Source organism: Haloferax sp. Q22 (genome assembly GCF_001482285.1).
GTDB lineage: Archaea > Halobacteriota > Halobacteria > Halobacteriales > Haloferacaceae > Haloferax.
In genome coordinates this window covers 99,183-120,289 of the sequence record NZ_LOEP01000032.1, presented here as the reverse complement: position 1 = coordinate 120,289, position 21,107 = coordinate 99,183, and the positions used below count along the sequence as shown (strand labels likewise).

Below are 21,107 nucleotides of genomic sequence, written 5' to 3'. Positions count from 1 at the left end.
CATCATTAGTCGACATACTATGTATGGATACATCCTTATATGACATTGTAACACCCTTATGGTTTCAGGAAAAGTTGCTTATGGGGGTAGCTGTACCATTGGCGTATGACCAAGCCACACATAGACGCACCCTTCGCTCAGGGCGGGTTAGCCGACCCGACCGACGAGCGGTCGAACTGCGGCGTTGGGGCCGTCGTAGACCTTGAAAACGGCGCCTCGCACCGCGTCGTCGCAGACAGCCTCGAACTCCTCGAAAACCTCGAGCACCGCGGCACCACGGGCGCCGAGGAGAACACCGGAGACGGGGCAGGTATCCTGTTCCAGCGACCGGACGAATTCTTCGAAGCAGTCCTCGAAACCGAGCTTCCGGACCTCTACGCGGCCGGTTCGGTGTTCATGCCGACCGACGACGAGGTCCGCGAGCGCGTTTCGGCGGTTGTCGAGGATTCGCTGGCCGACCACGGGCTGTCCGTGTTCGACTGGCGCGACGTGCCGACCGATAACTCCGAACTCGGCGCGACCGCGCTCGAATCGGAACCCGACGTCTGGCAACTGTTCGTCGAGCCGGCCGACGAGATGACCGCAGACGAGTTTGACCGGGCGCTCTACCTCGCCCGTCGAGCCGCCGAGAAGGCGGTCGATGCCCTCGCCATCGAGGGCGCAGGCCGGTTCTACGTCTGCTCGCTCGACCGCAAGACCATCGTCTACAAGGGGCTGCTCACGGCCGAACAGCTCCCGAACTACTTCCCCGACCTCGGCGACGAGCGGATGGTGACCGAACTCGCGCTCGTTCACGCGCGCTTTTCCACCAACACGCTGGGCGCGTGGCACCTCGCCCACCCGTACCGCCAGGTCATCCACAACGGCGAGATAAACACCATCCGCGGTAACGTCAACTGGATGCGCGCCCGCGAGACGGACCTCCAACACGAGGCGTTCGGCGACGACATCGAGACGCTTAGGCCCATCACGAAGGCCGACCAGTCCGACACCGCGAGCGTCGACAACGCGGTCGAACTGCTCCTCAAGGGCGGCCGCGAACTCCCGCACGTCCTGCGGATGCTCATCCCCGAGGCGTACCGCAACGACGACGCGATGGACCAGGCGCGACGCGACTGGTACGACTTCCACGCCTCGCTGGTCGAGCCGTGGGACGGCCCCGCGCTCGTCGCGGCGACCGACGGCGACCGTATCGCCGCCGTCCTCGACCGCAACGGCCTCCGGCCGTGCCGCTACGAGGTGACGACCGACGGCCGCCTCATCGTCGCCAGCGAGGTCGGCGCGCTCGACACCGACCCCGCGGAAATCGAGTCCCGCGGCCGCCTCCAACCCGGCGAGATTTTCATGGCCGACCCCGACGAGGGTCGCGTCATCCCCGACGCCGAGGTGTTCGACTCCCTCACGGACGAGAAGTACGGCGAGTGGCTCGACGAACAGCAGCGCCACCTCGACGAGCTCGCCGGCGACGCGGACTCCACCTCGCGCGGACAGGTCGAGTCGCTTCGGGCGACGCAGGCGGCGTTCGGCTACACGCACGACCAGCTCAACCACATGATAGAGCCGATGGCCCGCGACGGCAAGGACCCCGTCGGCTCGATGGGCGACGACACGCCGCTTTCGGTGCTGTCGGACCTCAACCGCCCGCTTTTTACCTACTTCAAGCAGCTGTTCGCGCAGGTGTCGAACCCGCCTATCGACTACATCCGCGAGAAGCTCGTGACGAGCCTGGAGTCGCGGCTCGGCTTCCAGCGTAACCTGCTTGACGAGTCGGCCGACCACGCGCGCCAGCTCGTCCTCGACTCGCCGGTCCTCACGGACGCCGAGACGGCGGCCATCAAGGACCTCGACGACGACATGCGTAGCGCCGTCGTCGACATCACCTACGAGCAGGGTGGCGACCTCCGCGAGGCCATCGAGGCCGTCCGCGACGAGGCCAAGGCGGTCATCGAAGACGGCGCGGACATCGTCGTCCTCTCCGACCGTGACGTCGGCCCCGACCGGGTCGCCATCCCGAGCCTGCTCGCGACGGGCGCAGTCCATCACAGCCTCGTCCGCAACGGCCTCCGGAACCACGCCGGCCTCGTCGTCGAGTCCGGCGACCCCCGAGAGGTCCACCACCTCGCCACGCTCGTCGGCTACGGCGCGGGCGCGGTGAACCCCTACCTCGCCTACCAGACCATCGAGGACGTCGTCGCCGGCCCCGACGGGGCCGACGAGGGCGAGGCCATCGACGCGTACGTTCACGCGCTCGAAGATGGCTTGCTCAAGACGATGGCAAAGATGGGCATCTCGACGGTCGAGAGCTACCGCGGCGCGCAGATTTTCGAAGCCGTCGGTCTCGGCTCCGACTTCGTCGCCGAGTACTTCGAGGGCACCGAAATCCGCACCGAGGGCATCGGCCTCGATGTCATCGAAGAGGACCTTTTGACCCGCCACGCCGCCGCCTTCGGCGCGGACCCGAAGCTCGAACGGCAGGGCGAGTACGAGAACCGCTCGGCCGGCATCCACCACGGCTGGAACCCCCAGACCGTCGGCACGCTCCAGCAGTCCGTCCGCACCGGCGACTACGAGAAGTACCAGGAGTTCGCCGAACTGGTCAACGACCAGTCGGAACAGCTGAAGGCGCTCCGCGGCCTGCTCGAGTTTGACTCCGACCGCGAGCCCGTGGACATCGACGAGGTCGAACCCGTCGAGGACATCGTCAAGCGCTTCTCGACGGCCGCGATGTCGCTCGGCAGCCTCTCGCCGGAAGCCCATGAGAACAACTCCATCGCGATGAACCGCATCGGCGGCAAGTCCAACTCCGGCGAAGGCGGCGAACCGCCGGAGCGCTTCGGCACCGAAAAGGAGTGTAACGTCAAGCAGGTCGCCTCCGGCCGCTTCGGCGTCACCTCCCATTACCTCTCGTCGGCCGAGGAGATTCAGATCAAGATGGCGCAGGGGTCGAAGCCCGGTGAGGGCGGCCACCTGCCCGGTAAGAAGGTCAACGAGATGATCGCCCACGTCCGCTACGCGACGCCGGGTGTCGGCCTCATCTCGCCGCCGCCGCTGCACGACATCTACTCCATCGAGGACCTCAAACAGCTCATCTTCGACCTGAAGTCGGCCAACCCCGACGCCGACATCAACGTCAAGCTCGTCTCCGAGGCCGGCATCGGTACCATCGCCGCCGGCGTCTCGAAGGCGAAAGCCGACGTGGTCCACATCTCCGGCCACGACGGCGGCACCGGCGCGTCGCCGAAGACCTCCATCAAGAACGCGGGCCTCCCGTGGGAACTCGGCCTCGCCGAGGCCAATCAGATGCTCCGCGCGACGGGGCTTCGCTCCCGCATCCGCGTCTCCGTCGACGGCGGCATGAAGACCGGCCGCGACGTGGCCATCGCCGCCCTCCTCGGCGGCGAGGAGTACATCTTCGGGACCGCGTCGCTCGTCACCTCGGGCTGTGTCATGGCCCGCCAGTGCCACGAGAACACCTGTCCGGTCGGTGTTGCCACGCAGGACGAGAACCTGCGCCGCCGCTTCCCCGGCGAGCCCGACCACGTCATCAACTACATGACGTTCATCGCGCAGGAACTCCGTGAGATTATGGCCGACCTCGGCTTCACCTCGCTCGACGAGATGATCGGTCGTCCGTCCCTGCTCCGGCAGGTCGAGACGGACCACGAGAAGGCCAAGCACCTCGACCTCTCGTCGGTGCTGGCCGAGCCCAAGACGGGCGCGCGCCGCAAGACCGAAGACCAGGTCCACGCGGACATCGGGACGCACGTCGACCACAAGCTCATCGACGAGGCCGCGGAGGCAATCGAGGACCGCGAGCCGGTCGTCATCCGCCGCGACCTCTCGAACGTCGACCGCGCGGTCGGCGCAATGCTCTCGAACCGCATCTCCAACGCCCACGGCGGCGAGGGCCTGCCGGACGACACCATCCGCTGCGAGTTCGACGGTATCGCCGGCCAGACGTTCGGCGGCTTCCTCGCCCGCGGCGTCACGATGCGGCTCACCGGGGCCGCGAACGACTACGTCGGTAAGGGGCTCTCCGGCGGCCGCGTCATCGTCAACACGCCTGCCGAGGCCAACTACGAGGCCGCAGAGAACATCCTCATCGGCAACGTTGCCCTCTACGGCGCGACGCAGGGCGAATGTTACGTCAACGGCCTCGCCGGCGAGCGCTTCGGCGTCCGTAACTCCGGCGTGAAGGCGGTCGTCGAGGGCGTCGGCGACCACGGCTGCGAGTACATGACCGGCGGCGTCGTCGCCGTGCTCGGCGAGACGGGCCGCAACTTCGCCGCGGGCATGTCCGGCGGCGTGGCTTACGTCTACGACCCCGACGACAAGTTCGCCGCGAAGGCGAACACCGAGATGGTGACGCTCGAAGACCACCTCGACGACAAGGACGAGGCGATGCTCACCCGCCTCGTCGAGAACCACCTCGCGTACACCGAGTCCGACCGCGCGGCCGAACTGCTCGACGACTGGCAGTCGGTACTCGGCGACTTCGTGAAGGTGATGCCCGATGCGTACGCCGAGGTCATCGCCGAGGACGGCCGCGAGGACGTCCGCAACGAACTCCCGGCGAAGGCGGGCGCAATCGTCGACGCCGGTACCGACAGAGTCGGCGCAGCGACGACGAGCGACGACTGAGGACCGACTCGACCGTCAGCGACTGACGGTCCGGTCGACGTCCCGCGTTTTCTTGCTGTTCGGCGTGTTTTTTCGGACTGTTTCGTATCACTTATCGAACAGATAATGATGTGCCGTCCGGGGCCATGTCGGCGTGGACATGACCCGAGATTACTCGCGGCGGACAGTCCTCGCCACGCTCGGTGCCCTCACGGCATCCGGCGTCGCCGGCACCTCGCTCGCGGACAGTCACTCGACGGCAGACTCGGACACGGTCACGACCGAGGGTTGGTCGCAGTCTCGTGCCGAACCGGGACGCACCGGTGCAGTCGCTCCCGAATCGGCGCCTGACGACGAGTACGCCGCCCTGTCGTGGCTCGACGGAACGTGGCATAAGACCAGCGCGAACGAGGTACTCGTCGACGACGGGGCCGTCTTCCAGACGTTCTACACCAACGACAGTACGTTCCGAGGGGGCGTCGTCGCCTACGAGGCCGACACGGGCGAAGAACGTTGGAAATACATTGCCCCGGAGTACGGGGCGTCAGAACCCGGAATCGGCCGGGTAACCGACACACCAGCCGTGGCAGAAGGGACGCTCTTCGTGACGAGCGAGGCAGGATACACCGATCCGGACGTCAAATACGGTGGACTCCACGCGCTCGACCTGGATACCGGCGAAATTAATTGGCAGAAGACACCAACGGACTACGCGAGTCCGGACAAGGAGTGGCTCGGGACGCCACTCGTTGCCGACGGCTCGCTCTACGTCCAGCACCTGACAAACGCCAGCGCAGACCCGGACCAACAGGAGTCGGTCGTCGCGGAACTCGACCCCGAGAGCGGCGAAATCGTGTGGCGCTCCGACGCGTCGTATCGGTCCTATCCCTACATTGGCGACGACGAGACGCTCTACGGGATGGCGACGTACACCGACGAGAAGAACGAACTCGTCGCGTGGAACGCGAACGACGGGAGCAGGCGGTGGACAGCAGTGCTGGAAGACGGTGTGAACTTCGTCGACTCAGCCCACAAAAACGGCCGAATCTACCGTTCCTCCGGCAATCGGTTCCGAACAGACGAGATAAACCGAGTCGTCGCACACAGCGACGAGGACGGGAGCATCGAGTGGGAGACGAGACTCACACCCGACGGCGAGGCGTCGGCGCGGTTCATCAGCGCACCGGCCGTCGCCGACGGCACCCTCTACGTCACCACCGCGCTCGACGTGGACTCGGTGGCCGAGGAGGGTATCCTCTCGACGGTCTACGCGCTCGACGCCGACACCGGAGACGTGCTGTGGACACACGACACCTCGACGGAACTCCACGGCGACCCGAGCGTGGCCGGCGACACCGTCTACCTCGGCGGGAGCGCCATCCCCAAGGCTATCGGAGACCTCGAACGCGAACGCCGACATCCCACGATACACGCGCTCTCGACCGAAGACGGGTCCCAGCAGTGGTCCTATCTGGTTCGACACGAGCAGAGCGCACCGTCCCGAAAAGCATCGACGCCGGCGCTCGCGGGCGGACGAATCCTCACGGGCTATCTGGAAGAGGAGTCCACCGAGCAAGCCGGGGTGTTCGCCCTCGAAGGGAGTCCGGAGGCCCCCGATTCGAGGAATCTTCCGCGTTCTTCGGACGCCCCGGTCGCCCGAATCGTCACCGACCCCGCAGACGCCGACTCGGCTGACCTCGATTCTGGGACCACCGTCGGCCTCGACGGAACCGCCTCGACCGGTGACGTCGAAACCTACGAGTGGCAGTTCGGCGAGGGCGCATCGTTCGAAGAACGCGGTTCGACGACAGAGATTACGCTCGACTTCTGTGGGACGCTCGACGTGACGCTCCGCGTGACGGGCCCCGACGGCAACCAGAGTACCGACAGCGTTCGTCTCTCCACCGACTGATAGTAGTACAAGCGGGACCGCGGCCCACCCCCGTCGCCCCAGTTTTCCACCGGCCGTTCGAACTCGGTGGTATGTCCCGCGAGTACGACAAACTCGTCCGCGACGACATTCCCCGAATCGTCCGCGAGTCGGGCGAGACACCGGTCGTCCACGTCGCCGACGACGAGGAGTTCGACCGCCGACTGCGCGAGAAACTGGTCGAAGAAGCCGAGGAGTTCGCCGAATCCGGGCGCGTCGAAGAACTCGCAGACGTGTACGCCGTCGTCGACGCGGTCCTCGCCCAACGCGACGAGGACTGGGAGACTGTCGAGGCGGCGGCACGAGAGAAGGCGGCAGAGCGCGGTGGATTCGAAGACGGCGTGGTACTTGAACGAGTGAAGTGAAACCCGCGCGGTCGAAGCGGGTTCCCGGCACCCGCCACCGATTCTCCCACGTTTTTCACCGCGCGCACCCTCGACCGAGACATGGACAACGCACTCGTCATCGGCGGCACGCGATTCATCGGCCGCCACCTCGTCTCGGAACTCCTCGACAACGGCTACGCCGTGACCATCTTCAACCGCGGCAACCACGACAACCCCTTCGAGGACGACCCGCGCGTCCAGCACGTGCAGGGCGACCGAACCGACGACGAGGCGCTCCGGACCGCGAAGCTGACCGTCGACCCCGACGCGGTGTTCGACTGCGTGGCGTACAAGCCCGCCGAGGTCGCATCGGCGGTCGATATCTTCGCCGACGTGGACGCCTACGTCTACATCTCCAGCGGCGCGGCCTACGGGGCCGAGGTCATCCCGAAGCGCGAGGGCGAGACGCCGCTGTGCGACTGCACCGACGAGCAGGCGACGGACGACTCGGGTGCGAGCTACGGTCCGCGGAAGGCCGAGGGCGACCGCGTCATCTTCGAAGCGGCCTCGCGGGGCATCAACGCGATGTCCGTCCGCCCCTGTATCGTCTACGGCCCCGAGGACTACACCGAGCGACTCGACTACTGGATCGACCGCGTGCTGAACTACGACCGCGTCGTCGTCCCCGGCGACGGGACGAACGTCTGGCACCGCGCCTACGTCGAGGACGTGGCGAGCGCGATGCGCGTCGTCGCCGAGGAGGGCGAGGCCGGCGAGGCCTACAACGTCGGCGACAGGCGGCTCGTCACGCTCGAAGAGATGGTCGAAGTCATCGCCGACGCCGCGGGCACCGACGTCGAGGTCGTCCACGCGGGCGAGCGCGAACTCGCCGCGACGGACCTCTCGATGGATGATTTCATCCTCTACCGCGACTACCCCCACGTCCTCGCGACGGACAAACTGGCCCGTCTCGGCTGGGGGTCTACCCCCGTCGAGGAGGCGATGCGCCGGTCGGTCGCCGACCACCGCGAGAGCGACCGCGACGGCTCCGAACACGACCCCGGCCGCGAGGCCGAAGAACGCGTGCTCTCGATTCTCGACACGCTCTGAGAGCGTCGGCCTTCAGGCGCTAAACTGGCCGTCGTGGTCCATCTCGGGGACCTCGTCTTCGAGCCACTCGCGGAACCACTTGACGCGCTTGAGCCGCTGGTGGGCAAAGCTCTGGGCGGTGTCGGTTTCGAGACGCTCGGAGGCGTCGCGACCGCGTTCGAAGACGCGCTCGACCATCTCGGCGGCGTCCATGTGCGTCCGGGCCTCGTAGCCCATCCGCAGGAGCATCAGCGCGGTGCCGTTCGCGCCGATTTTGTCAAGGATGTCGGCTTCGATGAGACAGCGCGTCTCCAGCGACACGTCCGTCAGCGGCCCCTGATACGAGTGGTCGGAGACGACCTGACACACCTGCTCGACGAACGACTCGGGGTAGTCGCCGTGGGTGCTGAGGAACTCGCGGGCGACGCGAGCGCCCTCCTCGGCGTGGACCTCCTGGTCGGCTTCGAGCTTCGAGATGTCGTGAAAGAGCGCGGCGACGCGGACGACGTCCACGTCCGCGCCCTCGCGGTCGGCGATGCGCGTCGCGAGGTCGACGACGTTGAGGATGTGGTTGAACCGGTATTCCGCGGAGTGCCACGGGTACCAGCGCATCCGCCCGCCGTCGTCTTCGTTTTCGACGCTCGCAGAGAGATAGTCCGAGACGAAGCGCTTCATATCCTCGAACTCCGCGTCAGAGACGGCCGACTCTTTGATTTCAACGCCCACGGCAGAACCTCCGTAGGTGTTGGCACGTGCGTATTCTCATTACACGGAATGAGGGTCGTTCCACTCTTAGGCGTTACGACCACCCTGAGTCGCGCGAACCGTGCTCTCGGGCGAACAGACCGGGTCTCGTGGGCGGCAGTGTGACTCGGTGCCACATCGGAGGGAGTTAACTCGACCGACCGCGTCGTCCCCGCCGTGACCGAAGCACGATACCTCGACGACGCGACGACACACGAGTTCGAGGCGACCGTCGAGACGGTCCGCGGCAGCGACCGCGTCGTTCTCGACCGGACCTACTTCTACCCCACCGGCGGCGGCCAACCGAACGACACGGGGACGATTTCGGTCGACAGTGAGCGGTTAGCAGTAACGGACGTACGGAAACGCGACCGAATCGAACACGTCGTCGCGGGCGACGCGCCCGAACCGGGGACGACCGTCACCGGACGCGTCGACGCGGCGCGGCGGCGCGCCCACAGCCGCTACCACACGGCTCAGCATCTCCTCTCTGCGGTCCTCCTCGACGAGTTCGACGCCGAGACGACCGGCAACCAACTGTACGCCGACCACGCGCACCTCGACTGCGCCTACGACCGCTTCGACGGCGACGACCTCCGCACCATCGAGACACGCCTGAACGACCTCGTCGCGTCCGACCTCCCCGTCCGGTGGTACAGCCTCGACCGCGAGGAGGCCGAGGCGACGCTCGACCCCGAACGAACCCGACTGCATCTGCTTCCGGAGTCGATTCGGGAGGTTCGAATCGTCGAAATCGGCGATGCTGACGACCCGTTCGACCGAACCGCCTGCGCGGGGACGCACGTCGAATCGACGGGCGACATCGGCTCGGTCTCCGTCACCGGCCGGACGACCCAAGGCTCCGCTCACGAGCGCGTGAATTTCGTCCTCGAATAGCTGGGTCGGCCCCCGGCGGCTCGACCCCCGGCGGCTCGGCCCCCGGCGGCTCGGCCCCGACTACGCCGACTGTGGCGCTTCCGTCCGCGCCCGCGGCTCGCACACCCACCCTTCCTTGACCGGGACTAGCTCGTAGCCCGAATCACGGAGCAGAGCCTTCGCCGCCGCCTCGTCGTGGCTCCCGCGGGCGTCGTGCAGTTCGAAATACACCGTCGGTCGGTGCTCGCGGAGGACCGTTTCCGCCCCCCGGAGCACGTTCAGACCGAACCCCTCGACGTCAACCTTCAGGTGGTCCGGTGGTGGGACCCTCCCGGAATCGACGAGCGAGTCGAGCCGTCGCATCGGCACCGACGCCGTGTCGACGATCTGCGCCTCCCACGCGCTGGCGTGGTCCCGCGAGAACGAGCCCAGTTCGTCGTAGCTCGACAGATGGAACTCACGCGACTCGTCGGCGTCACCGAGGCCGCAGTCGAGCAGGTCGACCCGGTCGCCGAAGTCGTTCACCTCGACGTTTGACCGCAACTGGCCGACGACCTCGGGGTGCGGTTCGACGGCGACCACCCGCGTAGAGGACTCGCTGGCCGCGACCGCGAGCGTGTAGGTACCCGTGTTCGCGCCCACGTCGACCACGACGTCACCGTCGTCGAGACCGAGCAACAGCGCCTGCAGGAGCACGTCGTTGCCGTGGCGGTTGTACAGTTCGTAGCTCCTGAAACTCGTCCGCCCGACGTGTTTTTTCGTGGCGACGAGCCGTCGCTCGTAGTTCGCCCGGACGAGCGCGTAGTGGAGGGAGTACGCGAGGTGGCGAGCGGCCGACACCGGATGCAGCAGAGACACGTTAGTGTATTGTCATTGTATGCCGATAAAAATCACTCGGCGGTGACGGGGCTCCGTGTGTCGTCTGGCCGGTGCTTCGAGAGTCGAATCGTGGCTACGCGACGCGCTCTTCGCGTTAGTTCGTCGGAGAAGTTTGAGTAGTCCCGGGCGGATTCGAACCGCCGTCAGCGGCTGTCTTCTCGGCACGCAATGAACCGTACCAATCCAAAGGCCGCTATGATTGGCCACTACACCACGGGACTTCGGTCACGTCGTTCACTCGTCCCCTGTGCCTCGCAATCTCTTCGAGATTGCTCACCACCACGGGACTGCGCACTCGTCGGTTATCCGCTGGTAAATGAAAACGCTTCGGTTCCGGTCGGTCGGCGGCGGCGATTAATCGGCGACTTCCGTCTCCGTCTCGGGTTCCGCACCGCACACGTCGAGATACTCGCAGGCGTCCGTCTCGGGGTCGAAACAGTCGGGACACTCGGAGTTGCGGTCGATGATGGTGTCGAGTCGCTCCGCGATCATCCCGTCGATGACGGGTTCGAGATCGCGGGCCTCCGCGCGAAACTCCTCGACGTCGAGGACGTTCGAGAGGAAGCGCTCGATGATGCAGTAGGTCTGGAGCGCGTCGCGGGCGCGGACGATGCCCTCGTCGGTGAGGGTGACGCCCTTGTACTTCTCGTGTTCGGCGAGGCCACGGGATTCGAGTTTGCCGATCATCTCGTTCGCGCTCGCCGGGCTCACCTCCATCATGTCCGCGAGCGCGCCGGTGGCTGCCGGACCGTTCTCCATCTCCTGCAGCAGGTAAATCGCCTTGACGTATTGGTCTGCCGTGTTCATCATTTCACTCGCGGTCTTCCATGATTCGCGTCACTTCTTCTACGCCCTCGGCTTCCTCCTCGCGAATCGCCGACAGCGTCGCGACGAGTTCCTCGCGGTCGATAGAGAACTGTGCGTCGCTCGCCTCGATGGCCTCGATGACGTCGTCGTAGAACTTGTAGGCGGTCTCCTCGTTACAGAGTTGGTCGTAGAGGACGCCGTCGAAGTCCTCGGGTTTCGTCTGGCCGTACTGGGCTTCGACCAGCGCCTCGATCTCCTCGAAGGGGACGCTGTCGACCTCCAGCCGGTCGATGACGGCTTCGAGGCGTTCGCGGTGGTCGGCGGACTCCTCGGCGGCGTGCGAAAGCAGGGCTCGAACCTCCTCGTCGAGCGCGTCTTCGCCGAGTTCCTCGTGGTGGTGGTAGGCGCGCGCCTCCACGACCTCTTCGAGGACGATACCGATCTGGAGGAGTCGGGCGAGCTGGTGGTCCGAGGTGACCTGATACCCGACGCTCACGGACTCGTCCCCCTCACCGTTCGAAGACACGGTCCCGCGACGTACATACACACCTCTCCGAGAGTAACCGACTTAAGCGGTTCCCTCGCGGGTCGGCGAGGCGGGAAGAATCGATCGGCGAAACGGCGAAAAAACGGTCGGCGAAGCCACACCGCGGAGCGGTCTGCCTACCGCAGGCGGGCCGCGATGAGTTCCTCGAGGTCGTCGCGGAACTCGTCGACTGCAATCTCTTCGAGGACGGGGACGAAAAAGCCCTCCACGAGCATGTTACGGGCCTGTTCTTCGGGGATGGACCGAGAGACCATGTAGAAGAGGTCCTCGGCGTCGACCTGCCCGACGGAGGCGGCGTGAGACGCCTCGGTGTCGTGGTTGTTGATGATGAGCTTCGGCGACGCATCGGCCTCGGACTGGTCCGAGAGCATCAGCGTGTTCTCACGCTGGTAGGAGTTCGTGCTCCACGCGTCGCGGCCGACGTCCTGGACGCCCTCGTACACCGAGCGCGCCTCGTCGTCGAGGACGCCGCGGGTCACGAGGTCGGCCGTCGTGTTCTCGGCTTTGTGCCAGACGCGGGCGTTCACGTCGAGGTGCTGGTCGTCGTGACCGAAGAACGCGCCGACGATTTTCGTCTCCGACGCCTCGCCGTTGAGTTCGGTCTCGACGTCGCTGCGGGTGAGCCGCGAGCCGAGGTTCCCCTCGATCCAGTTGACGGTCGAGTAGGTACCGGCGTCGGCGCGCTTGAGCGAGTACGTGTACGTCTCCTCGTCGAGGTTCTGCAGGGAGCCGTACTGGACGTACGAGTTCTCGCCCGCGTCGATTTCGACGAGATTCGAGAAGTACCGCGCGTCGTCGACGCTGTCGCCGGACTCGATGGCTTCGAGGATGGTGACCGACGAGGATTTCTCGGTGACGACGAGCGTGTGGCTGAACAGCGACCGAGAGTTCATCTCGGCGCGAATCTTCACGTCCTCGGCGTCGACGCCCTCGGGGACGTAGATGAACGTGCCCGTCGTGAACAGCGCCGCCGAGAGGGCGGTGAGGTAGTTCGACTTGGGGTCGACGACGGAACCGAAGCGCTCCTCGATGAGGTCGCCGTACTCGGAGAGCGCCTCCGTGAAGGGGAGGACGACGACGCCCTCGGGCGACTCGCGGGTCGTCTCGTCGGCCTGGTTCAGCGGGTCGACGAGCGACTCGAAGTCGAGCGCTTCGAGGTTCGTCCAGCGGCGACCGGGCGTCTGGATGACGTCCGGCAGTTCGAGCTCGTCGAGTGCTTCGAGGGCTTCGAGGCGGGCCTCGAGGAGCCACTCCGGCTCGTCCCGTGCGTCCGAAATCTCTCGTACCGTCTCTGCGGACAGGTTCGCGGGAAGTTGCGCACTCATTGGTTATCCGAGGCTACCCTCCATCTCGAGTTCGACGAGTCGGTTGAGTTCGACCGCGTACTCGATGGGCAGTTCCTCCGTGATGGGTTCGATGAACCCGGAGACGATCATCTGCTTCGCGTCATCGTCGTCGAGACCGCGCGACTGGAGGTAGAAGATGTCCTCGTCGCCGATCTTGCCGACGGTCGCCTCGTGGGCGACGTCCACCGTGGACTCGTTGATCTCCATGTACGGCATCGTGTCCGAGGTGGACTCGTTGTCGAACATGAGCGCGTCACACTCGACTGCAGTCGAGGAGTTCTTCGCGCCGTTGGCGATGTGGACGAGACCGCGGTAGTTCGTGCGGCCGCCGTCCTTCGAGATGGACTTCGACTCGATGGTCGACTTCGTCTCGGGGGCGTTGTGGTACACCTTCGCGCCGGTGTCGATGTTCTGGCCCTCGCCCGCGAAGGCGATGGTGATGTGGTTGTCGGAGGCGCCGCGGCCCTTCAGAATCGAGGCCGGGTACAGCATGGTGGCCTTCGAGCCCATCGAGCCCGAAATCCACTCCATGCGGCCGCCCTTCTCGACGATGGCGCGCTTGGTGTTCAGATTGTAGGTGTTCTTCGACCAGTTCTGGACGGTCGAGTACTGGACGTGGGCGTCCTCGCCGACGAACACTTCGACGCCGCCGGAGTGGAGGTTGAACGCGGAGTACTTCGGGGCCGAACAGCCCTCGATGTAGTGGACTTCGGAGCCCTTCTCCGCGACGATGAGCGTGTGCTCGAACTGGCCCATGCCCTCGGAGTTCATGCGGAAGTACGCCTGCACCGGCATCTCGACCGTCACGTCCTCGGGGACGTAGACGAACGAGCCGCCGGACCAGATAGCGCCGTGAAGCGCCGCGAACTTGTTGTCGCTCGGAGGGACGCACTTCGTCATGAAGTACTCCTTGACGATGTCTTCGTGCTCCTGGACCGCCTGGTCCATGTTCATGAAGACGACGCCTTTCTCCTCCCAGCGCTCCTGCATGTTCTGGTAGACGACTTCGGACTCGTACTGGGCACCGACGCCCGAGAGGGCGTTCTTCTCGGCTTCCGGGATACCCAGTTTGTCGAAGGTGTCCTTGATGTCGTCCGGCAGGTCACGCCAGTCGTCCACGCCGCCGCGGACTTCCACGTCGGGGCGGATGTACGGGACGATCTCGTCCACGTTGACCTTGGAGAGGTCGGGCTGGCCGGGCCAGTCGGTCGGCATCGGCATCTTCTGGTACTGCTTGAGCGCGCGAAGGCGGCGCTCGAGCATCCATTCGGGCTCGTCTTTGTCCTCCGAGATGACGCGGATGGTCTCTTCGGTGAGACCCTTCTCGGCCACGAACGCGGCCTTCTGCTCCTTCTTGAACTCGAAGCGAGCTTCCGTGTCTGTCTCTTTGAGGTGGTCTTGGTCGGAACTCATGATGTTGGGGGATTACGCGGCTTCGTACACTTCCTCACGGACCCAGTCGTAGCCTTTGTCTTCGAGGTCGGACGCGAGCGAGGCGTCGCCGCTCTTGACGACCTTGCCGTCCAGCATGATGTGGACGTGGTCCGGCTCGACGTATTCGAGGATACGCTGGTAGTGAGTGATCTGGAGGATACCCGTGCCCTGCTCGTCGCGCAGCGCGTTGATACCCTTCGAGACGTCCTGCAGGCGGTCGATGTCGAGACCGGAGTCGATCTCGTCGAGAACCGCAATCGACGGTTCGAGAATCGCGGCCTGAAGGACCTCGTTTTGTTTCTTCTCGCCGCCGGAGAACCCGGCGTTGAGGTAGCGCTGCATGAACTTCTCGTCCATGTCGAGCAGCTCCATCTTCTCTTTGAGGAGCTTCTGGAACTCGGCGACGCCGACTTCGCCGTCGTCGACGTTACCCTCCATCGGGGAGGTGTCGTAGCCGGCTTCCTCTTCTTCTTCCTCGTCGTCCTCGCCGAAGAGGAGCTCCTCGCGCTCGTCGATCTTCGCGTTGAGCGCGGTGCGGAGGAAGTTCGTCATGGTGACGCCCTCGATTTCCGCGGGGTACTGGAAGCCGAGGAAGATGCCGAGCGCGGCGCGCTCGTTCGGCTCCAGTTCCAGAAGGTTCCACGTGCGGGCGTCGTCCGGAATTTCGAGGTCACCGAAGTCGTCGTCCTCCAGGTGGAGGAGGATTTCGCCGTCGGTTACCTCGTAGGCGGGGTGGCCGGCGATAATTTTAGAAGTCGTAGACTTGCCGGACCCGTTGGGACCCATCAGCGCGTGGATCTCGCCGGATTTGACTTCCAGGTCGACACCTCGCAGAATCTGCTCACCGTCTTCCTCCGCGACTCGTGCGTGGAGGTTCTTGATCTCGAGAGTTGCCATCGTTGGTTCGTTGCCTCGTACTCGAAGGGTGGGGAGTATCGCCCATAATGCTTGCGCATTCACCCCCGCCACCTTTTGTAGAAAGAAAATTTGTTTTCAAATCCGCAAAAAATCACGGCGGTTCGCGACGCGCGTCCGGGTTTTGGACAGCCGAACACCGTTACGGTCCCGACCACTACGTAACCGAATATAGTTTCATTACCCGGTGATACGACCGATCACATGAAGCTCCCGAGGCCGGTCTGTTCCTGTCCGCTTTTCACCTCGTCCCACGACATCCCGAGCGCCTCGATAACGCGGGAGATCGGCCCCTCGAGCGTCTTGGTGAGCATCGTGTCCCAGTCGACTTCGAACGCCTCGGGAATCTGGTCTGCGTACTCGAAGCAGATGACGTCGGGGTCGCGTTTGAACTCGCGGTAGAGATCGTCGACCTGCGGGTCGAACTCGCCGGTCTCCATCTCACGGAACCACGACGGGTGGACTTTCTTGAGGTAGACCCGCTTCGGCTTCGAGCCCCGCCCGAAGTTCGTCCCGAGGAAGGCGTTGGCGTACTGCGCGCCGCGGACATGTGCGGTCGGCGTCTCGTACGCCGAGAGGCGCTTGCCGATTCCGCCGGGGATGCCGGCCTGTTCGAGCGGCAGGTTCCCCGACTCGAAGTCGGTGATGATGTCGTGGAGGTAGTCTTTGATGACTTCCGTCTCCTCGCCGTGGACGATCATGTCGATGACGTTCTTCTGGACTTCCTTCGTTATCTGCGCGATGTCCGAGCGCTTGTACTCGAAGCCAGTGATGTCGATGTCGTCGACGTCCTTGCCCTCTTTCCAGACGATGTGGCCCGCGTAGCGCTTCTTTTTCCCTGCCTGGAAGAACCGCCGGTAGAGCTTCTCGAACTCGATTTGGAAGCGGTGTTCGTCCGCGCCCAACTCGTCGCGCGCGAAGTCGTCGTAGGCGGCGTTGATGTGCTCCTCGATGTCGAACGACTGCTCGATGGCTTCTTCTTTCGACACGTCGGGGCCGAGTTCGAGCATCACGCTGTCGGTGTTGTGAAGGACAATACCTCCAACACCGTCGACGAAGTTTTCGTTTTCTTCGACGCTCAGGTCGTACACGTAGCCGTCGTGGTCGACTTCGGTCAGCACGGGGTCTCGGCCTTCCCGGTAGGAGCTACACGTCCGAATAGTGTACGAGTCTTTGCTGTCCCGATACTTGAGCGAGTGTTTTTGCCCCCGTTGCGTGAGCAACATCGAGAGACCGGCAGCAAGTTCTCGGCTCGTCGTCTCGAAGTCGAAGTTTCGCTGTGCGTACGCTTCGGTGTATCGTGGGAATTCGCGAGATCCATCGCCTTCGACGAGCAACGTCAGGAACAAGTCTTGCTTCTCCTCAGGAAGGTGGAAGACGAATGAGGGGATCCGTTTACCACGCGACGTCTGCCCTGCGAACTCGCGGAAGAACACAGCAGCGAGTTCGTTCATCATCTGCAGTTTCAGCGTCTCGTCGTTGTACGTGACCGACGCACCGCCTGTGTCCGTTTGATACTCGACGGTTCGCTCCGCTCGTCGGTCGCTCGTAATGATACCGGCGGTCGTGTTCTCGAACAGTCGAGAGTAATCTCGCTGGAGTTGGGCTAGCCACTCACGGTCGGATTCAGCGATACTTGCCCCGAATTTCGACGTCACCGTCTCGCCAGTGGATGCGCTTCCTTCAGGGACGTACGCACCGAGGAGCCGAATGAGTGCTGCACCATCTTCGCTGTCGATATCGACGAATCGTTTGACTTTGACGGTCGAGTCGACGTCTCGGTGGTGCTCGTGGCCGAACCAGACATACTCGTCGTCCGCGTGGATTTGTTTCCGCTTCGTTATCGAATTATCGCTCCCGACGCTCCGTCCGTCCTCGTACTCGCGTTCGTACCCACGAAGGACCTCGTAGACGTCGACCTGCTCGACAGGCTCGACGTCGGGCACCCCGGAGACGCGATACGGCTCCGCCACGTCGTCCGGAGAGACAGTTGTGAGGCCGTCTTCACCGGGGACGACGTACGAGTGGTCTCTCGTCGTCGTCGACTCACCGAACTTGTGTTGGAGGTTCACCACCGGTTTGTCCGTTTTATGGCGAATCGCCTGCGCAATCGGTTGCCACTCCGCCTCTCCATCTTCGTTCACAGAGAGGGCGTCCCACCCGTCGAGCGCTCGGCGAGTCTTCCCGGGAGTGGCACTTGCGACGACGTCCCCGTCGGCAGCGATGAGTACCTCAGATTCAGTCGTTCCGCGGGCAAACAAGTCCTCGATAGGAAGGATTCGAACAGTCCCACCGGGGTCTCTGACGACGACCGGGCGATCTCCCGTCACGCTGTCGCCGTAGGCCACGTCGTAGCCGATTTGGTTCGCGGCCTGCTCCGTGAACTCGATGACCTTCCGGCCGGTCGCCGTCACCGCCGCGCCCATTTCCTTGTCGTAGAGGCGGAAGCGGTCCCAGCCCAGCACGCCGTACAGCGAGTTCATGATGACCTTCACCGCGGCCTGCTGGCGGTCGAACTGCTCGTACTGCGACGACCCGGGGTCGTGGGAGTTCCGCAGCGACTTCTTTTCCTCGCGCTCGGTGAGGAGTTCGTCGACCATCTCCCGAATCATGCCGTCGGGTTCCTGCTGGAAGTGCGTCCCGTTGGGCGCGTGGAACATCTCCCCGTCGTACTCCTCGGGGTCGACTTTCGTCTCGGGCGACGCGTTGATGGTCACCATGCACATCGGGTACAGCGACTTCAGGTCGAGCACCGTGACGTTCTCCTTGACGCCGGTGATGGGGTCGAAGACGGCCCCGCCCTCGTAGTCCTCCGACTCCTGTTTCCCCTTCGAGGGGAGCGCGAACTCGCCGTGGACCTTGTGGAGCACGTAGATGTCGACGGTGTCGCCGGGCGTCGGCGCGTCTTCGAGCTTACAGCCGACGAACGTCCGCACCTCGTCCCAGAAGGCGATGATGTCCTGTTTCCGGTCGATTTCGACGCACAACTCCACGTCGCGGAGGTTGTATTCGAGCAGGCGCTCGGGGTCTTCCTCCCAGAGGTCGCCGATGTCGCCCGAGTAGCGCTCCTTGCCCGCGTCGAGTTCGAGTTCGCCGACCGCGTCGAGGCGGTAGGATTCGAGTTCAGTGAACTGAGTGCGCTTGTAGGCGTACAGCAGGTCGAAGACGACGCGACCCTTGATGTCCGGGCCGCCCCAGCCGCCGCGCCAGACCTCGCCGAGCCGCGACATGCGGTTGTAGTCGAGGTTCAGGTCGGTCGTCGGGTCGACCTCCTCCAACCGGTCGAGGAAGTACGGCGCGTCGAAGTCCTCGAAGTTCCACCCGGTGAGGATGTCGGGGTCGGTCTCTTCGATGTACGAGAGGAAGGCGTCGAGCATCTCTGCCTCCTCGTCGAACGTCCTGACCTCCACGTCCGCGTCCTCCCCGAGGAACTCGTAGTTCGGCAACGAGTCGGGGCGCTTGCCGAGACCCTCCTCGGCGACGGCGTGCCAGACGACGTACTCGTCGCGATAGGAGTCGTGGCTGGTGAGGCAGATAATCGGCTCTTCGCCATCTTCGGGGAAGCCGTTCCGGTCGTTGACCTCGATGTCGAAGGTGTTCACCCGGAGGTTCGCGTCGACCTCCGCGGGCGTGACCTCCTGATGGGGAATCTGAATCGTCCCATCGTCGAGGCGGCGCTCGGGGACGCGGACGCCGCTCTTGATGTCCTTGTCGATGAGCAGGCGGTTCGGAAAGAGGATGTCCGCCTCGTAGTGGTCGAACTCGTCGCGAATCTGGCCGACGTCGCGGGGAGTGCGACCGAAAATCTTCGTCAGTTCCTCGCCGCGGATACTCTCGTAGCCGTCGTCGGTGCCGGTGATAACGTCCTTGTCGAGCGCGTCGTCGTCGAGGCTGGCGGTGGGTGCGTAGAAGTACGGCCGGAACCCGAGCACGCGGACGTGTTCGGTCTCGTCGTCCGCTGTCCGACCGAAGATGTGAATCACGGGGTACTCGTCTCGGCCCGCGCCCTCGATGGTGTAGTCGACCTGTGTGACGGCCAGTTCGACCGTCCCGTCCGGGTCGGGAAACCGCACCTCGTCCGTGTCGATGACGTCGGAGACGTGCTGGCCGGCGTCGCCGGCGACGATGGCGGCCTCCTCGTCAGGCCGCGCGTCGCCCGCGCCGTCAGCGTCGTTCCCCCCGAAGTCGGTCAGACCCGTCTGCGTCATGCCAGTCGCTTCGATGGCGCGGCTAAAAACCCCGGCGTTTCCACGAACCGCACCCCGAACCACGGAAAGACATATATCCGTGTGTGACATTCCTTGTCACACGATATGACCGACCACGCAACTCCGGAGCGGTGGGATGGCACGATCGACGGCGACGGACCGGCTGGTCCGACGGGAGCCGAGACGGTCGAATCCTACGATATCGACGGTGGCGTGGTGTTCTATGACGCGGAGAACCCACTCGCGTGGGTCGAGGCATCGCGGTCGATGCGCCTCGACGACTGCGCCTGACTCGGCCGAAACGGACACTTTTTCTCGGCACGGCGTCTCGACGCGAGCGTGACGGACGACGAGCGACGCGAGGGAACATCCGCCGACGCGGCCGACGGGGACGACGACGCGGAGCGTCCCTCGTCGGACATGGCCTCGAAGATCGACCCCGAAAAACGGTGGGGCGACCCCGAGGCCCGCTGGGGAGACCCGGAAGCCCGCTGGGGCGACCCGGAAGCCCGCTGGGGGAATCCCGAGAAGGAACTCCCGACGATTCCCCGCGTTCGCATCCCCGGCGAAGACGCCGACGACGGTGGGGACAGCGCGGGTGACGAGGGGGGCGACGCACCGGAGTTCTCCCCCGACGTGAATCCCGAGGTCGCCCGGCTGTTCTGGGCGAGCGTCGTGCTCGCGAACGTCGGCCTCGCGGGACTCACGGTGGGTCCGATGCTCGTCTACTTCCGCGGCGACACGCTCCTCGGCGGCGGCCTGTTTCTGTTCGGCACGGTCGTGCTCGTCCGCGTCTACTCCATCTACCGAGAGTTCAAGCGGGGGGAGTGGCGGGACGAGGAGGACGGCACAGACGACGAGGATGATGCGGACGCCGGTGACGTAAGCGACACCGACGAAGACGCTCCCGAGCGCAACCGCTAACAGTCGCCGCGCCCTTCGCCGAGACGTATGCGAACCGTCCGCGGGCCAGACGGCCGGACGTACCTCCTCGTCAAGCAGTCGAGCGACGCCAGCCGCGTCCGCGACCCGAAGACCGGCGAGGAGCAGTACCTGCCGAACGACGACCTCGAATCCGTGAGCGGCGAGTCCCCACTCGAAACCGCCGCGCGCGCCGTCCCCGAGCCGGTCCGGAAGATACTCGTCGCGGTCCCGACCGAGCGCGGACTGGGCTTGCTCGTCGACCTCGTCGACCGCGGGCCACTCCCCGTGGTCGACCTCCTCGGGGCCTACGACCTCTGCGAGAGCGACCTTCATGGCCTCCTGACCGAGTTCCGGGTCGCGGGTCTCGTCGCCGAGACCACGGTCTACGGGGAGCGCGGCTACGAAGCGACCGATGCCGCGAAAGAAGGGGTTGCACTGCTGCGAGCCGGCGAATAAGCGCCG

General features: G+C 64.9%; 16 protein-coding genes and 1 tRNA gene. 8 read left to right on the top strand and 9 right to left on the bottom strand.

The features are described from left to right. The first annotated feature begins 105 nt into the window (after positions 1 to 105). The 4 genes from gltB (at position 106) to AM590_RS14395 (ending at position 7,986) form a co-directional block, all read left to right on the top strand. A complete protein-coding gene (gltB, locus tag AM590_RS14410; RefSeq protein ID WP_058828078.1) occupies positions 106 to 4,641 on the top strand; it encodes a glutamate synthase large subunit in 4,536 nt (1,511 codons plus the stop codon). A 139-nt stretch (positions 4,642 to 4,780) separates the two neighbouring features. Further along, positions 4,781 to 6,532 (top strand): PQQ-binding-like beta-propeller repeat protein, encoded by a 1,752-nt coding sequence (locus AM590_RS14405; RefSeq protein ID WP_058828221.1) that lies wholly within the window; start codon positions 4,781 to 4,783, stop codon positions 6,530 to 6,532. Positions 6,533 to 6,603: 71 nt separating this feature from the next. Continuing rightward, positions 6,604 to 6,915, top strand: a complete 312-nt coding sequence (locus AM590_RS14400) for a nucleoside triphosphate pyrophosphohydrolase (RefSeq protein ID WP_058828077.1) — start codon at positions 6,604 to 6,606, stop codon at positions 6,913 to 6,915. An 81-nt stretch (positions 6,916 to 6,996) separates the two neighbouring features. After that, positions 6,997 to 7,986 (top strand): NAD-dependent epimerase/dehydratase family protein, encoded by a 990-nt coding sequence (locus AM590_RS14395; RefSeq protein ID WP_058828076.1) that lies wholly within the window; start codon positions 6,997 to 6,999, stop codon positions 7,984 to 7,986. A 12-nt stretch (positions 7,987 to 7,998) separates the two neighbouring features. Here AM590_RS14395 and AM590_RS14390 read toward each other — a convergent pair whose 3' ends face one another. Further along, positions 7,999 to 8,691 (bottom strand): HD domain-containing protein, encoded by a 693-nt coding sequence (locus tag AM590_RS14390; protein ID WP_058828075.1) that lies wholly within the window; start codon positions 8,689 to 8,691, stop codon positions 7,999 to 8,001. A 195-nt stretch (positions 8,692 to 8,886) separates the two neighbouring features. On the opposite strand from AM590_RS14390, the gene AM590_RS14385 reads away from it, so the two are divergent. Beyond that, positions 8,887 to 9,606 carry an alanyl-tRNA editing protein gene (locus tag AM590_RS14385; protein WP_058828074.1) on the top strand — a complete coding sequence of 240 codons (720 nt, stop codon included), beginning with the start codon at positions 8,887 to 8,889 and terminating at the stop codon, positions 9,604 to 9,606. A 60-nt stretch (positions 9,607 to 9,666) separates the two neighbouring features. Here AM590_RS14385 and AM590_RS14380 read toward each other — a convergent pair whose 3' ends face one another. The 8 genes from AM590_RS14380 to AM590_RS14345 all read right to left on the bottom strand — a co-directional run bounded on the left by AM590_RS14380 (position 9,667) and on the right by AM590_RS14345 (position 19,721). Beyond that, positions 9,667 to 10,425, bottom strand: a complete 759-nt coding sequence (locus tag AM590_RS14380; protein ID WP_058828073.1) for an FkbM family methyltransferase — start codon at positions 10,423 to 10,425, stop codon at positions 9,667 to 9,669. Positions 10,426 to 10,581: 156 nt separating this feature from the next. Further along, positions 10,582 to 10,685: transfer RNA gene (locus AM590_RS14375), tRNA-Gln, on the bottom strand. A 133-nt stretch (positions 10,686 to 10,818) separates the two neighbouring features. After that, positions 10,819 to 11,271: a metal-dependent transcriptional regulator gene (locus AM590_RS14370; RefSeq protein WP_058828220.1), complete on the bottom strand. Its 453-nt coding sequence runs from the start codon at positions 11,269 to 11,271 to the stop codon at positions 10,819 to 10,821. A gap of 4 nt (positions 11,272 to 11,275) precedes the next feature. Beyond that, positions 11,276 to 11,767 carry a hypothetical protein gene (locus AM590_RS14365; protein ID WP_004972568.1) on the bottom strand — a complete coding sequence of 164 codons (492 nt, stop codon included), beginning with the start codon at positions 11,765 to 11,767 and terminating at the stop codon, positions 11,276 to 11,278. A gap of 167 nt (positions 11,768 to 11,934) precedes the next feature. Then, on the bottom strand, positions 11,935 to 13,143 hold the full coding sequence (gene sufD, locus AM590_RS14360) for a Fe-S cluster assembly protein SufD (protein WP_058828072.1): 1,209 nt from the start codon (positions 13,141 to 13,143) through the stop codon (positions 11,935 to 11,937). Positions 13,144 to 13,146: 3 nt separating this feature from the next. Further along, entirely contained in the window at positions 13,147 to 14,577 is a 1,431-nt protein-coding gene (gene sufB / locus AM590_RS14355) for a Fe-S cluster assembly protein SufB (protein ID WP_058828071.1), read from the bottom strand. A gap of 12 nt (positions 14,578 to 14,589) precedes the next feature. Beyond that, complete coding sequence (locus AM590_RS14350; protein ID WP_058828070.1) at positions 14,590 to 15,495, bottom strand: ABC transporter ATP-binding protein; 906 nt, start codon at positions 15,493 to 15,495, stop codon at positions 14,590 to 14,592. Positions 15,496 to 15,713: 218 nt separating this feature from the next. Then, positions 15,714 to 19,721, bottom strand: a complete 4,008-nt coding sequence (locus AM590_RS14345) for a DNA polymerase domain-containing protein (protein WP_058828069.1) — start codon at positions 19,719 to 19,721, stop codon at positions 15,714 to 15,716. Positions 19,722 to 19,826: 105 nt separating this feature from the next. Between AM590_RS14345 and AM590_RS14340 the strand changes: the two genes are divergently transcribed. The 3 genes from AM590_RS14340 to AM590_RS14330 are packed head-to-tail and all read left to right on the top strand — an operon-like array spanning position 19,827 to position 21,101. Further along, a complete protein-coding gene (locus AM590_RS14340; protein ID WP_004972572.1) occupies positions 19,827 to 20,012 on the top strand; it encodes a hypothetical protein in 186 nt (61 codons plus the stop codon). 48 nt (positions 20,013 to 20,060) lie between these two features. Beyond that, positions 20,061 to 20,645 carry a hypothetical protein gene (locus AM590_RS14335; protein ID WP_058828068.1) on the top strand — a complete coding sequence of 195 codons (585 nt, stop codon included), beginning with the start codon at positions 20,061 to 20,063 and terminating at the stop codon, positions 20,643 to 20,645. A gap of 27 nt (positions 20,646 to 20,672) precedes the next feature. After that, positions 20,673 to 21,101, top strand: a complete 429-nt coding sequence (locus AM590_RS14330) for a hypothetical protein (protein WP_058828067.1) — start codon at positions 20,673 to 20,675, stop codon at positions 21,099 to 21,101. The last annotated feature ends 6 nt before the right edge of the window (positions 21,102 to 21,107 follow it).

Excerpts from the sequence above, each read along its gene's own strand:
- gltB (WP_058828078.1), top strand. The coding sequence starts at position 106 with ATGACCAAGCCACACATAGACGCACCCTTCGCTCAGGGCGGGTTAGCC.
- AM590_RS14405 (WP_058828221.1), top strand. The coding sequence starts at position 4,781 with ATGACCCGAGATTACTCGCGGCGGACAGTCCTCGCCACGCTCGGTGCC.
- AM590_RS14400 (WP_058828077.1), top strand. The coding sequence starts at position 6,604 with ATGTCCCGCGAGTACGACAAACTCGTCCGCGACGACATTCCCCGAATC.
- AM590_RS14395 (WP_058828076.1), top strand. The coding sequence starts at position 6,997 with ATGGACAACGCACTCGTCATCGGCGGCACGCGATTCATCGGCCGCCAC.
- AM590_RS14370 (WP_058828220.1), bottom strand. The coding sequence starts at position 11,271 with ATGAACACGGCAGACCAATACGTCAAGGCGATTTACCTGCTGCAGGAG.
- sufD (WP_058828072.1), bottom strand. The coding sequence starts at position 13,143 with ATGAGTGCGCAACTTCCCGCGAACCTGTCCGCAGAGACGGTACGAGAG.
- sufB (WP_058828071.1), bottom strand. The coding sequence starts at position 14,577 with ATGAGTTCCGACCAAGACCACCTCAAAGAGACAGACACGGAAGCTCGC.
- AM590_RS14350 (WP_058828070.1), bottom strand. The coding sequence starts at position 15,495 with ATGGCAACTCTCGAGATCAAGAACCTCCACGCACGAGTCGCGGAGGAA.
- AM590_RS14345 (WP_058828069.1), bottom strand. The coding sequence starts at position 19,721 with ATGACGCAGACGGGTCTGACCGACTTCGGGGGGAACGACGCTGACGGC.
- AM590_RS14340 (WP_004972572.1), top strand. The coding sequence starts at position 19,827 with ATGACCGACCACGCAACTCCGGAGCGGTGGGATGGCACGATCGACGGC.
- AM590_RS14330 (WP_058828067.1), top strand. The coding sequence starts at position 20,673 with ATGCGAACCGTCCGCGGGCCAGACGGCCGGACGTACCTCCTCGTCAAG.